The 13200-nt window shown below is 71.0% G+C and carries 10 protein-coding genes; all 10 read right to left on the bottom strand.

The annotated features are described in order from the left end of the window. Positions 1-4 precede the first annotated feature (4 nt). From OG707_RS32935 to OG707_RS32890, 10 genes are read right to left on the bottom strand one after another with little or no spacing between them, the layout of a single operon-like run. On the bottom strand, positions 5-1279 hold the full coding sequence (locus tag OG707_RS32935; RefSeq protein ID WP_329124860.1) for a DUF4910 domain-containing protein: 1275 nt from the start codon (positions 1277-1279) through the stop codon (positions 5-7). Then, positions 1276-2301 (bottom strand): NAD-dependent epimerase/dehydratase family protein, encoded by a 1026-nt coding sequence (locus tag OG707_RS32930; protein ID WP_329124858.1) that lies wholly within the window; start codon positions 2299-2301, stop codon positions 1276-1278. The genes OG707_RS32935 and OG707_RS32930 overlap by 4 nt, the downstream gene beginning before the upstream one ends. 3 nt (positions 2302-2304) lie before the next feature. After that, positions 2305-2952: a PIG-L deacetylase family protein gene (locus OG707_RS32925; protein WP_329124856.1), complete on the bottom strand. Its 648-nt coding sequence runs from the start codon at positions 2950-2952 to the stop codon at positions 2305-2307. Continuing rightward, entirely contained in the window at positions 2949-3743 is a 795-nt protein-coding gene (locus tag OG707_RS32920; RefSeq protein WP_329124855.1) for a glucose-1-phosphate cytidylyltransferase, read from the bottom strand. Before OG707_RS32920 ends, OG707_RS32925 begins: the two co-directional genes overlap by 4 nt. Beyond that, positions 3740-4990 (bottom strand): class I SAM-dependent methyltransferase, encoded by a 1251-nt coding sequence (locus OG707_RS32915; RefSeq protein WP_329124853.1) that lies wholly within the window; start codon positions 4988-4990, stop codon positions 3740-3742. Before OG707_RS32915 ends, OG707_RS32920 begins: the two co-directional genes overlap by 4 nt. Beyond that, positions 4991-6211, bottom strand: a complete 1221-nt coding sequence (locus OG707_RS32910) for a glycosyltransferase family 4 protein (RefSeq protein WP_329124851.1) — start codon at positions 6209-6211, stop codon at positions 4991-4993. A gap of 2 nt (positions 6212-6213) precedes the next feature. Next, positions 6214-7443: an O-antigen ligase domain-containing protein gene (locus OG707_RS32905; protein ID WP_329124849.1), complete on the bottom strand. Its 1230-nt coding sequence runs from the start codon at positions 7441-7443 to the stop codon at positions 6214-6216. A 1-nt stretch (position 7444) separates the two neighbouring features. Continuing rightward, positions 7445-9004, bottom strand: a complete 1560-nt coding sequence (locus tag OG707_RS32900; RefSeq protein ID WP_329124847.1) for a right-handed parallel beta-helix repeat-containing protein — start codon at positions 9002-9004, stop codon at positions 7445-7447. 10 nt (positions 9005-9014) lie between these two features. Beyond that, complete coding sequence (locus OG707_RS32895) at positions 9015-11006, bottom strand: alginate lyase family protein (RefSeq protein WP_329124845.1); 1992 nt, start codon at positions 11004-11006, stop codon at positions 9015-9017. Continuing rightward, positions 11003-13177, bottom strand: a complete 2175-nt coding sequence (locus OG707_RS32890) for a bi-domain-containing oxidoreductase (RefSeq protein WP_329124843.1) — start codon at positions 13175-13177, stop codon at positions 11003-11005. Before OG707_RS32890 ends, OG707_RS32895 begins: the two co-directional genes overlap by 4 nt. Positions 13178-13200 lie beyond the last annotated feature (23 nt).

The raw sequence follows: 13200 nt of genomic DNA, 5'->3' as shown, positions 1-13200 counted from the left end.
GCCGTCACGCCTTGATCAGCCCGGCGGCGCCCAGGGCGTCGGCCGCTGCGGCGACGGTGTCGAACGGCAGCTCGGACCGCTCGGCGACGTCGAGGACACTGTGCTCGCCGTCGGAGAGGCTGAGCACCCAGAGCATGGCCATCTGGGCCTGCTGGGTGTCGCTCCGGCCGCCGAGCGCCTCGTACAACCCCCGCCGCCCCAGCTGTGGTTCGCCGTACGGGCTGAGGTTGATGTAACTGCGGTTGCGGTCCAGGACGGCGAACGCCTCCCGGCAGACGGCGAGGGTGTCCGCCATCGCCTCCGGGGTGACGAAGCCGGGGTTGTCCCCGGAGGTGTGGTACTCGGGGTAGCCCGCGTACGGGGTGCGGCTGAGCGAGCCCACCCCGAGGTTGAAGCCGGGCGAGCAGTACTGCCGCTCGTCGTAGCCGTACGGGGTGAACTCCTTGATGTGGTGCGGACGTTCGGACGCGGCGAGCACATGCCGCATCACCCGGTCGATCTCCGCGTCGCCGCGCCTGCTCTGCTTGTACGTCAGGTCGCCGCGGTCCCCCGCGCAGGCGAGGACCAGGCCGTGCTTGACCCTCTCGATGCGCTCGGCGTTGCGCGCCAGCCAGGTGATCGCCCCGACGGTGCCGGGCGCGTAGATGAACCGGTAGGTGTAGTACGGGGTCTGCTCCGCGAGCGTACGGGCCAGGAACGTCGCCACCGCGATGCCGGCCAGGTTGTCGTTGGCGAGCGACGGGTGGCAGACGTGACAGGAGACGATCACCTCGTCGGGGACCTGACCGGGGACCACGTGCTCGGCGTAGGTGAGGTGGCCGTCCTCCAGGGTGGAGTCGATGCACACCTCGTACTCGCCGTCCGGCAGCGCGTCCAGGGTCTCCTGGGCGAGGCAGAATCCCCAGTCCGGCTTGTAGTAACTGGTGCGGTACGGAACGAGGTTGGGCTGGTCCGGCAGGGTGTGCAGATGCGGGCGCAGCTCGGACAGGGGCATCGTCGCGGACACCGGCACGCTGTAGCCGAGCACATGCAGGCTGGACGCGGCGAAGTCGACGACGCGCCTCCCTGCGGCATCGGCGACGTACGCGTCCCGGATGTTCCACTCCTGCGGCACCGTCCAGTCCAGGACCTGGGTCCCGGTCGGCACCTCGTGCACCTGCAGCGGGATGTACTCCCCCACGATGTCCAGGGTGGCGCGCACCCCGTCGCCCGTGATGCTCCGGCAGAGCGGGTACATCCGCTCCACCAGAGCATGCATCTGCTCGCCGTACGCACTCATGCACGCCGCCGCAGGGTGTCGTCGACGGTGCCCGCCTCGGACGCCGCGCGCAGCACAGCGAGGCGGGTGAAGCGCTGCTCGAAGTCCTCCTTGGTCAGGTCGAACTTCCGGTAGGCGTCGGCGAGTTCGAGCGCACCCCGCTTCACCGACCACTCGCAGTCGAAGCCGGGGATCGCGGCGCGGAACCGTGCGAAGTCCACCCGGTAGGAGCGCGGATCGGCGCCGTTCTCGCCGGTGATCACCACCTTCGCGCCGGACACCGCCTCGGCGACCTGCTCGGCGATCTCGGCGACCGTGACGTTGTTGATCTCGCTGCCGATGTTGAACGCCCGGTCGTGCACCGCCTCGCGGGGTGCGGTCAGGGCGGCCGTGAAGGCCCGTGCGATGTCGGCGGCGTGCACCAGCGGGCGCCAGGGGGTGCCGTCGGAGAGCACCAGGACCTCGCCGGACAGCAGTGCGTGGCCCACCAGGTTGTTCAGCACGATGTCGGCGCGCAGCCGGGGCGAGTAGCCGAAGGCGGTGGCGTTGCGCATGAACACCGGGGTGAAGTCGTCGTCGGCGAGCGCGTGGAGGTCGTCCTCGACCCGCACCTTGGACTCCGCGTACGGCGTCACCGGGCGCAGCGGGGCGTCCTCGGTGACCAGACCGGAGCCGCCGGCGGCTCCGTACACCGAGCAGGTCGACGCGTACAGGAAGCGCCGCACTCCGGCGTCGCGGGCCAGCCAGGCGAGGCGTACGGAGGCGTGGTGGTTGATGTCGTAGGTGAGTTCGGGCGCCAGTGAGCCGAGCGGGTCGTTGGAGAGCGCGGCCAGGTGGATGACGGCGTCCACCCCGGCGACGTGCTCGGCGGTGATGTCGCGCAGGTCGACCCGGTGTCCGGGCGGGTCGGCGGGTGCGTGGCCGAGGACGCAGTCGGCGAACAGGCCCGCGTCGAGGCCGACGACGTCGTGTCCGGCGGCGGCGAGGACCGGAGCCATCACGGTGCCCAGGTAGCCCTGGTGTCCGGTCAGTAGTACGCGCACAGTTCAATCCCCCAGGTTCAGCGTGCATTTGGTGACGTCGAACGCCTCGGCGTAGCGCGCGTGGCATTCGATTCCGCGGATCCGGGCGAGGCCGAGGAAGGCCTCCCGGTCGTACCAGGGCCGGTGCCGCTGCGAGGGGTAGTGCTCCTGCAGCAGCCGTACCTTCTCCTCGGCGATCTCCTCCGACAGCGGCTGGTACGCGGTCGGCCGGCCGAGGTCGCCGTCCCACTTGACGATCTCGTAGCCGAGTACGAGGTGGTCGCGGAAGGCCGTGGGGATCAGCTGGGCGAGGCCCCGGTGGTCCTGGTGCGCGTCGTCGGTGCGCGGCGCGAGGACCAGGTCCGGATCGGTCCGCTCGCGCAGCTCCTCGACCGCGGCCTTGGCCTCCTCCCAGTGGGAGGGCAGCCGGCCGTCGGGCATCTTGTCCACGGTGAGGCGCAGGTCGGCGCCCGGGCAGAAGGCGGCGAGCGCGGCCTGTTCCTCCTGCTCGCGGTCGGTGCCACCGCCGGAGAGCACCAGCGCGTCGACGCGGATGCCCGGCCGGGCACGGCACAGCGCGAGCAGGGTGCCTCCGGCGCCGATGGCGATGTCGTCGCAGTGCGCGCCCACCGCGACGATCTTCTCCAGGGGCCCGCCTCCGAGCCGGATCATCCGCGCACCCCGACGCCGTCGCGTTCCCACACGGCCCAGGGGCGGTCGCCGTGCGCGTAGGCGGCGTCCAGTGCGGCCCGCTCCTTGACGGTGTCGGTCGGCTTCCAGAAGCCGCGGTGCTGATGCGCCACCAGCCGTCCCTGCTTGGCCAGTTGGGCGCATCCGTCGGCGACCAGGTCGCCGTTCTCCGGTATGTGGTCGAAGACTTCCTGGCGGAGCACGAAGTAGCCGCCGTTCTCCCACAGGGGCAGTTCGCTCACCGCGGTGATGCCGCCGACCAGGCCGTCCTCGCCCAACTCCACGCAGTGGAAAGAGGATTGGGGCGGTACGACCATCATCGACGCCCCGGCGTCGCGCTGGGTGAACTTCTCGATCATCTCCGGCAGCGGGGCGTCGGTGAGGACGTCGGCGTAGTTGGCGAGGAACATCTCGTCGCCGTCCAGGTGGTGGCGCACCCGGCGCAGCCGTTCCCCGATCGGCGACTCGATGCCGGTCTGCGCGAACGTGATCGTCCAGTCGGAGATGTCGGTGGAGAGGAGCTCGGTGCGCCCGCCGCGCAGCACGAAGTCGTTGGACGTCGTCTCCTCGTAGTTGAGGAAGAAGTCCTTGATGTGGTGCGCCCCGTAGCCGAGGCACAGGATGAACTCCGTGTGCCCGAAGTGCGCGTAGTAGCGCATGACGTGCCAGATCAGCGGCCTGGGACCGACCATCGCCATCGGCTTGGGCACGTCGTCGGCGGCACCGCTGCGCATCCGCATTCCGTAACCGCCGCAGAACAGTACGACCTTCATGCTGTGACCTCCTTGGCGACGGCCTCGACGATGCTCAGTTCCGGAATGGGGAAGACGAGACGGCCGCCCCATTCGTGGACGTAGGACAGCTGCTCGACCAGTTCGGCCCGCAGGTTCCACGGGAGGACGAGGACGTAGTCCGGTTTGTCGACGGCGATCTGTTCGGGCGGCAGGATCGGGATGCGTGTGCCCGGGGTGAACCTGCCGTGCTTGTACGGGTTGCGGTCGACGGTGTACGCGAGCAGGTCGGGCCTGATCCCGCAGTGGTTGAGCAGGGTGTTGCCCTTGCCGGGGGCGCCGTAGCCGACGACGGTCTCGCCGCGCTCGGCCGCCTCGACGAGGAACCGCAGCAGATCCCGGCGCACCTTGGCGACGCGGGCGGAGAACTCGGCGTACCCGGACAGCTCCTGCAGTCCGGCGGCCTTCTCGCTCGCCAGGACGTCGGCCACCTGCTGCGACGGCTCGCCGGCGACCTCCGCGGGGCGGGCCCACAGGCGGATGGAGCCGCCGTGCGTGGGCAGCAACTCGACGTCCACGAGGGCCAGTCCGCCGCTCGCGAGCGCGCGGATCGCGGAGGCGACCGTGTAGTACTGGAAGTGCTCGTGGTAGATCGTGTCGTACTGGTTCTCCTCGATCAGGGTCAGCAGGTGCTGCACCTCGATGGAGACCCAGCCGTCGTCGGCGACCAGCGCGCGCAGCCCCTGGGTGAACCCGACCACGTCGGGGATGTGCGCGTACACGTTGTTGGCCACGACCAGGTCCGCCGGGCCGTGTTCGGCGCGGACGGCCGCTGCCGTGTCCGGGCTGAGGAACTCCGTGAGCGTGGGCACGCCCGCGTCGCGGGCCGCCGCTCCGACGTTGACCGACGGTTCGATGCCCAGGCAGCGGATCCCCCGGTCCACCACGTGCTTCAGCAAGTACCCGTCGTTGCTGGCCACTTCGACCACGAAAGCGTCGGAGCCGAGGCCCGCCCGCGCTGTGGCGTCGGCGACGAAGGTGCGCGCGTGCTCGACCCACGACGTGGAGAAGGAGGAGAAGTACGCGTACTCCTTGAACGTCTCCTCCGGTGTGATCAGCGGCGGTATCTGCGCCAGCCAGCACTCCGTGCAGACCCGCAGGTGCAGCGGGTACGCCGGCTCCGGCAGGTCCAGCTGGTCCGCGGCGAGGAAGCTCTCGCACGGCGGGGTCGCCCCCAGGTCGACGACGCTGGCCAGCGCCGCCGAGCCGCACAGTCGGCATCGTGTCATTTACTGCCCCCCATTGATTCGTTCCCCCATTGGTTCCGACCGTCCCGCGATCGCGGTGCGGTACTCCTCCAGCAGGCGCTCCAGGCCGACGGCCGGGCTGAAGCCCTGTTCGTAACGGCGCCGGGCCGCCAGGCCCATCTCCCCGTTGCGGTCCGGCCCGTCCGTGATCCGGCGCAGGCAGGACGCGAGCGAGGCGGTGTCGCCCGGCCGGTGCAGCAGCCCGGTCACGCCGTCGTCGACGAGTTCGACGAAGGCGCCGTGTCCGGCGGCGACGACCGGGACCCCCGCGGCCATCGCCTCGACGACGACCAGGCCGAACGCCTCCAGCCACGTCGAGGGAGCCACCACGGCGACCGCTCTCGCGATCGCCTCCCGGCTCTGCTCCGTGTCGCACAGGCCGATGCACCGGACGTCGTCCCGGCCCGCCGCCCAGGCGGTCACCTCCTGCTCCAGCGGCCCCGTGCCGGCGATCACGAGCGGTACGCCCACTCCGCCGCCCGCCGCGATCTCGTCCCAGGCGGCCATGAGCAGCCGTACGCCCTTGGCCTCGGCGAGCCGGCCGAGATAGAGCAGATGCTCTCCCCCGCCCTCCCGGCGCATCCCCGGCTCCGGGACGAAGTTGTGCTTCACCGCGAGACGTTCGGCCGGCATCCCGGCCCCCACGAGGACGTCGCGCTGGGACGCGGAGATGCAGAGGAACCGCTGGACGCCGGACCACCACCGGCGCCGGTTGGCCGACAGGCTGACCGCGAGGGGCACTGTCGCGAGCCGGGAGCCGCGGTAGCAGCCGTGCCGGACCGCGGGCAGCGGCGTGGAGCCGACGCACTCGGTACAGGGGCGGCCGTCGCGCTGCAGCGTGCCGGGCACGCAGACCTGCGTGTAGTTGTGCAGCGTCGCGACGACGGGCACACCGGCGTCGGCGCAGGCGGCGAGCACGGCGGGCGACAGGAGCGGGAAGACGTTGTGGACGTGTACGACGTCGGGCCTCTCGGTGCGCAGCCGGGCCGCCAGTTCGGTGCGTACCGCCCGATTCCACGGCACGAGGAGCGGCACCGCGACCTTGCCGAGCAGGGACATGTCGGCGATGTCGTCACTGCGCCGCTCGAACATCTCGACCCGGTGGCCGGCCGCGCGCAGCAGCTCCGCCTCCTGGTCGACGACCTTGTTCTCGCCGCTCGGCTGCGCCGAGCCGTAGCGGTTGTGCACCACGACGACGTGCATGCTCAACGCACCTCCGATCCGAGGAACCGTCCCGGGATCTCCGGCAGGGGCGGCGCGGGCGTCGCCAACAGCGAGGCGGCCAGGGCCAGATGGAGCAGATACGGGGAGGCGTCGCCGAGGCCGGCCTCGGTGTACGACGCGATCCCGCAGTAGGTGATCAGGAAGATCGCGCAGGCGCGCTGGACCGACGGCGGCCGCAGCAGTGCGACACCGGCGAGGACGACGAAGATCACCGCGACGATGACGACGCCGATCATGCCCTGTTCGTTGTAGACGGCCAGCCAGCTGTTGTCGATGGGCAGTCCGCCGAACGACTTGTCGCCCAGGCCCACGCCGAAGAGCTGCTCCGAGGTCGTACGGGGCGCGGCCAGCAGGGCGTCCCAGACCTTGGCCCGGCCGGTGAGGTTGGAGAAGTTCTCCTGGGTCTGTCCCCGCAGGAACCACGCCTGCAGCGCCGAGGCGAACCCCACCGCGGCCACCGTGGCGCACACCACCGTCCAGGTGAAGAAGCGGCGGGCCGAGGCGCTGGTCAGGAGGAGCGAACCGATCGCCACGACCAGGCCGATGATCATCCCGAGCGTGGCGGTACGGGTGTGGGTCAGCGCGAGCAGGACCAGCGACGGCACGATGACCACCGCGGCACTGGCCCGGTCGGTCTGCCGGCCGAGCAGGAGCAGCGCGGTCAGCCCGATGATCACTGCGGCGTACTGGCCGATCTGCGGCGGGGTGAGCGGCCACAGCGCGCCGACGAGCCGCCCGCCGTAGAGGCCGGGAAGCGCCGTGCCCGGTGAGATCACCAGGCCCGCGGCCACCGTCGCGAGCACGGCGAAGTACATGCGGATGTGGTGGCGTACGAACGTCAGTCCGCCGTCCCACCAGCGGCTGAGCAGCCACAGTGTGCCGACGAAGAGAGCCAGCCTGCCGCAGCGGAACAGCGCGCCGAACCCGGCCTCCAGATGGGCACTGGAGATCACGCTCGGCACCAGGAGCAGGGTGAGCAGCAGGACGTAGGCGCTGGCGCGGATGCGCAGCCGGAGGTTGACCGCGAGCGCGAGCGCGAACGCGGCGACGAGCGAGCCCATGGTGACCATCTGGATGAGCGAGCGGGGCAGCGGGACGACGGTCACCGCCCCGGTGGAACCGAGGGTGTTGAGGATGAGCAGACCCCAGACGGCCGCGACGAGTTTCGGTTCGACGGTGGTACGCGGTGCGGCCTCGAGCTGTGCCGTCATCTCAACCACCGGCCCGTGGGCCGAGGGTGCTGCCCGCGTCCTGCCGGTAGCTCGCCCCCTGCCACTGCGCGAAGTCGATCACATGGCTCTGGTCCTGGACGACGAACTGCCACGGTCCGCGGTAGACGTTGTCGTGCCAGCGGTTGTCCTGGTCGTGGGTGATCGCTTCGGCCACCTTCTCGCCGTGGTACGGCGACCAGTTGGGATAGGTGCCGTAGTTGGCGAGGAGCCCCATCCGGTCGCACTTCTCCGTGCACTTGAGGACGGCCTTGTCCAGCAGGAAACGGTTGTCGTGGATGTCGACCCGCTGGGTCTTCCAGCGGCAGTCGGCGTAGAGCGGTGGCTTGGCGATCGCCGGTTTCGCGCAGGTTCCGGTCTTCTTCACCAGCTTCGTGCAGTCGCCGGACGAGGTGTTGGCCGGGCTGTTGCAGAAGCGGTCTGCGTTCTCCCACAGGGTGATCCCCGACCAGTTGTCGGTCAGCGTGTTCCCATAGATCTCGATCTTGTCGGTGCGGGCCTTGACCCGTGGTTCGCCGCCGGACTCGGAGATGTAGACGGTCGCGTACGGGAAGTTGTCGCCGGCCTTGGCCTCCTTGCGGCCCTCGACCCAGTTGTTGCGCCGGATCGTGTTGTTCCTGATGACCGCGTTGTAGCTGGTCTCGTAGATCAGCGCGGCACCGTCGTTGGTCTCGATGATGTTGTTCTCGATGCGGAAGTCGTTGTTGTTGGTGTCCGCCCACAGCCCGGTGCCGCGGTTGTCGTGCACCCAGTTGCCGCGGATGTCGGCGCCGTCGACGTCCCAGAACTTGATGCCGCCCGTGCAGCCGCAGCCTTCGCGCCGCCGCTCCCAGTCGCCGGTGTTGTTGCCGGTGATCTCGTTGCGCTCGACCACCAGACCGGTGATACGGCCGTTGCCCTTGTAGGCGTTCATGCCGTACTGGCCGTTGTCGCGCAGGCAGTTGGCGCGGACCTGCTGGCGGGCGCCGGCCATCAGAGCGGCGCCGGAGTTGTTCTGGATCGTCATGTGCTCGATCACCCACCCGTCGGCCGAGTCGTGGTTGACCACGCCCTCGTCCTGCGGCGCCACGAAACCCTCCACCGTCAGGAAGCCGATGGTGACGTCGCGGGCGCTGCCGGCGAACGCGTACTGGTTCTTCTTCCGGCCGTCGAGCACCGCACCCGGCGCACCGAGGTAGCGGTCCCCGTCCTTGGGGACGACCTGTGCGAAGCGGTCCGGGTCGAGCCTGTGCGTGCCGGGCCGCAGCCAGAACGTGGTGTGCGGCGGGCTGTTCTTCGTCTTCGCCGCCAGGTCGCCGACGACCCCGGGGTCGACGGTGACCGCGCCGGCCGGGGCCTTCTCGGGACCGGCCGCCGGCTTGGCGCACATCCGGGCCTCGGGCGCGGCCGACGGCGTGGCGGTCGCCTTGGCGGCAGGCTTCTGCCCGGCGTCCGACGTACTGCCCGATGCGCCGCCCGCCGTGCTGTCACAGCCGGACGCTCCCAGCAGGACCAGCGCCAGCGGTGCCACCGCCGACGCCCAGTGCCGTCTCCTGAACCTCACGTCCGTGCCCCTAGCCTTGGAACCTGAGTACGGTGGTGAACTCCCCCGCCGCCGCGACGCCGTTGGTGTCACCGGTGCCGACCAGCGTGGTGGTGGGCTCCTTGCGCCCGAATCCGGCGGAGTACCAGCCGAGCATGGGGTATCCCCTGCTCGAAGAGCTTGGGGAAGGTTCGCTCTCGCCGCGGTGTGCCCGCCAGGCCAGTTGCTCCGGCAGGTCGAGGACCGCGGAGCGCCCCTCTCCGTCCTTGATCCAGGTGAGCTGTGCCCGGCCCCCCACCAGGTCCGCGGCGATCTCCGGGCCGAGGTGGAACGCCAGCGTCACTTCCCCGCCCGTGCCGCGCACCTCGTCGAAGATCGTCAACTCCCTGCTGGTGGCGGCCAGTTCGACCCTACGTCGGTGCACGGCGGGCCGGTAGCCGTCGTGCTCGGCGCACCAGCGGGCCACGGGTACGCCGGTCGGGTCGGCGGTCAGGACGCGGGTCCTGGCCTGCCGGGTCCACAGGAAGGGGCCGCCGGAGACGGACTGGTCGGCGCCCCCGAGGCGCAGGGTGTTGTGGCCGAGGGTCGAGCGGAAGTACTGCCGCCATGCGGGCTGCCCGTGATAGCAGTACGTCCCCGGGTCGGCCAGCACGTCGACCCCGTCGTGCCGTACCTCCACGGACAGCGCGTCGGCGTGTGCGTGCGCGGCGATGGACAGGAAGCCGTGCGGCCCGCCGTCGCAGCGGCACCAGATCTCGCCGGGGCCGCGCAGGATGGTGAGCCCCGCGTCGGCGAAGTGCGCCGGCCGGGTCGCCGGGCGGCTCGCTGCAGCCTGGGCGGGCTTGATCAGCGCGGCGAGCAGCGGAGTGCGTACGTCGGCGCCGGTCACCTCCGGCCACCAGTCGAGCCGCCCGAACACGGCGTCCCCGGTGGCGAGGAGCGAGGCCCAGCGGTCGCATCCCGCCCCGTCCAGGACCAGACCGTGACCGTCGTCCGCGTCACCCTGACGCGGCGGCCGCAGCCGGTTGTCCACGACGGCCGCGAGCGCGTCGGTCATCCGCAGCAGTACGCGGCGGACGGTCGCCGGGACCGGTACGCCCGCGGCGTCCGCCTCGGCCAGCGCCGCCAGACCGAGCTCGAGGACGAGTCCGTGGTACTCGGTGGCCAGTTCGCGGTTGAGTCCCGAGGGGAAGGTGTTGGAGCGCAGGTGCCGCTCCAGGGAGCGCAGCGCGTCGTCCCGCCAGCGTGCCGAGGAGTCGAACCAGTCGAACGCGCAGGCCGCCGCGAACTGCCCCGCCGCCTCGGCGATCACATGGTTGTTCGCCGACGAACCCCGGCTGGGGAAGGCGGCCAGCCAGCGCTGGTGGTACCAGATCTGCTGCACGGCCGTCGGGTTGTCCTCGAACAGGGTGGCCGCGCCCTGCCAGCCGTCGAGCAGCCTGCGGACCCACACCCAGGACAGCAGCCGGATGCCCAGCTCGATGCCGCTGACCCAGTGCACCCCGCGCAGCGGCGGGTTGGTCTCCCACCACGAGGACAGGTGCTCGGCGACGCGCTCGGCGTACCGCTCGTTCCCGGTGAGCGCGTAGGCGGCGGCGAGCTGGGTGAGGTGCTGGTGGCGGGAGAGCTCCCAGATCTGCTTGATGTCCCCGACCGTGTTCTCGTCCCGGTACGGCACATCGAAGGCATAGCCGTCCGCGGCCCGGCGCCCAGTCTTCGGGTCGTACCACCAGTCCGGTTCGGACAGGTCGTCGCGGAGCACGCCGAAGTACTCGGCGCGCCCGTACATCAGGCGGTCCGCCGCGGCGAGAAGGAGTTTCGCCGCGTCGGGGGACACGGCGTCGACCGCCCCTTCGGGCAGTACGGCGGTGAACCGGGCGCCGGTCACGGCCGGGCACTCGGGCGGCGCCGACCGCCACCGCCGCCGGCGCACCGTGTCGCCGACGCGGCCCGCGATCTCCTGCGGCCCCATCCGGGTCAGGCGCCGCAGGTACCAGCCCGCGCTGCCCGAGCTCGCGGTCATCGCGGCCCCGCCAGCGTCACCGGCGTACCGGCGCCCAGTGCGGTCTGTACGGCGAGCGTGGCCGCCGTGGTGGCGACCAGCGACTCCAGCGGCACCGGCATCGGGCCGCCGGTCCGAACTGCCTTGATGAAAGCGGCCAGTTCGGCGTTCTGGCCCTTGTCCCTGGCCTTGGGCAGCCGGGAGCTGACCCACTTCTTCTGGCTGTGGACGGAGGCGCGGACGAAGTCGTCGAGCCGCAGCACCTTGCCGTCCGCGACGAGGTCGAGGGTCTCCTTCGGGAAGCCGGGGGCGCCCGTGGTGACGTAACTGATGGTGGCAGTGGACCCGTCCGGGTAGCGGAGCACGACCTGGAGGTCCTCGTTGCCGGCGGTGGCGACCGCGTACACGGAGACCGGGTCGGCGCCGAGCAGCCAGCTCGCCGTGTCGATGAAGTGTCCGCCTTCTCCGGCGAACCGCGAGCCCTCGGCGGCCTGTTGGAGGTACCAGCTGCCGTGCTGCAGCCGGCCCGCGTTGATCAGGTAGCGCAGGCTCGCCGGTCCCGTACGGGCGCCGAACCGTTTGCTCGCCTCCTGCAGCAGCGGCGAGAACCGGCGGTTGAAGCCCACCTGCAGCCGGTCGTTGCCGGACTCCTCCACCGCCGCGAGCACTCCGGCCAGGTCGTCCTCGGTGAGGGCCAGGGGCTTCTCGACGAACACCGCCTTGCCGGCGAGGAGTGCCCGGCGGGTCAGTTCGGCGTGCGAGCTGTGCCGGGTGACCACGAACACCGCGTCGATGGAGTTGTCGCCGAGCACGGCGTCGAGGTCGGTGGTCGCCTCGGCGAAGCCGAACTTGCGCTGCGCGTTCGCCGCGGAGAGCGCCGTCGTGGTGACGACCGTCGACAGTTCGACGCCCTCGCGCTTGGTGAGGTGCGGCAGCAGCATCGACGTCGCATAGTTCCCGGCGCCGACGAAAGCGAGCCGCACCGGCCCCTTGGCGGCCCGGGCCGGGCCCGGCTTCACGGTCGCCCTGGGCACGGCCACGGAAGGGGACTCGGCCTCGACTGCCGTCTGTTCGGGGTACTTGAACAGCACGGCGACGGCCTTCAACTCGCCGTCCTTCAGGCGCTGGTAGGTCTCCACGGCGTCGTCGAAGTCGGCGACGTGCGAGATCAGCGGCTCCACGTCGACGCGGCCGCGGGCCACGAGGTCGAGGAAGCACGCCAGGTTGCGGCGCTCGGTCCAGCGCACATAGCCGATCGGGTAGTCCCGGCCCTCCAGCTCGTACTCCGGGTCGTAGCGCCCGGGACCGTACGAACGCGAGAAGCGGACGTCGAGCTCCTTCTCGTAGTACGCGTTCCACGGCAGATCGAGGCGGCACTTGCCGATGTCGACGACCCGGCCGCGGTCCCGGCAGAGCCGGGCGGCCAGCTCGACGGGCTGGTTGCTGCCGCCGCCCGCGGCCAGGTACACGGTGTCCACGCCGTGGCCGTCGGTGAGTTCGGCGACGACGGCCTCCACGGCGGCGGACGCGGGGTCGCCGCAGGCCGCGGCGCCCGTGCGCTCGGCGAGCTCGCAGCGCGCCGGGTCGGGGTCGACGCCGACGACGCGTACGCCCGAGGCGACGAGGAGCTGCACCACGAGCTGCCCGATGAGGCCGAGGCCGATGACGAGCGCCACGTCGCCGAGCTGCGGCTCGCCCTGGCGGATGCCCTGCAGTGCGATCGACCCGACGGTGCCGAAGGCCGCGTGGCGCGGCGCGAGGCCGTCGGGCACCGGCGCGTAGAGGTTCTTCGGCACCCAGTTCAGCTCGGCGTGCAGCGCGTGCTCGTTGCCGGCGCAGGCCACGAGGTCGCCGGCCTTCACATCGTCGATCCCGGCGCCGACCTGCTCGACGACCCCGCACAGCGAGTAGCCGAGCGGCGTGTACGAGTCCAGCTTGCCCATCACCTTGCGGTAGGTGGCGGGCACCCCGTTGGTGGCCACGCTCTGCATGACCTTGGCCACCTGGTCGGGCCTGGAACGGGCCTTCCCGAGCATGGACATGCCGGCCTCGGACACCTTCATGAGCTCGGTCCCGGTGGATATCAGCGAGTACACGGTGCGGACCAGCACCCCGCCCGGCTTGCATCCCGGAACCGGAACGTCGAGCACCGCCAGCTCTCCGCTCTTGTAGTTCTGCACTACCTGCTTCACCCGAGCTCCTCTTGTTCTTTCTA

The organism is Streptomyces sp. NBC_01465 (assembly GCF_036227325.1).
Lineage (GTDB): Bacteria > Actinomycetota > Actinomycetes > Streptomycetales > Streptomycetaceae > Streptomyces.
Note: the sequence above shows the minus strand (reverse complement) of the source record. Positions and strands in the feature narration are given on the sequence as shown.

Coding starts and splice junctions, on each gene's coding strand:
- OG707_RS32935 (WP_329124860.1), bottom strand. CDS start 1,279: ATGAGTGCGTACGGCGAGCAGATGCATGCTCTGGTGGAGCGGATGTAC.
- OG707_RS32925 (WP_329124856.1), bottom strand. CDS start 2,952: ATGATCCGGCTCGGAGGCGGGCCCCTGGAGAAGATCGTCGCGGTGGGC.
- OG707_RS32920 (WP_329124855.1), bottom strand. CDS start 3,743: ATGAAGGTCGTACTGTTCTGCGGCGGTTACGGAATGCGGATGCGCAGC.
- OG707_RS32915 (WP_329124853.1), bottom strand. CDS start 4,990: ATGACACGATGCCGACTGTGCGGCTCGGCGGCGCTGGCCAGCGTCGTC.
- OG707_RS32910 (WP_329124851.1), bottom strand. CDS start 6,211: ATGCACGTCGTCGTGGTGCACAACCGCTACGGCTCGGCGCAGCCGAGC.
- OG707_RS32905 (WP_329124849.1), bottom strand. CDS start 7,443: ATGACGGCACAGCTCGAGGCCGCACCGCGTACCACCGTCGAACCGAAA.
- OG707_RS32895 (WP_329124845.1), bottom strand. CDS start 11,006: ATGACCGCGAGCTCGGGCAGCGCGGGCTGGTACCTGCGGCGCCTGACC.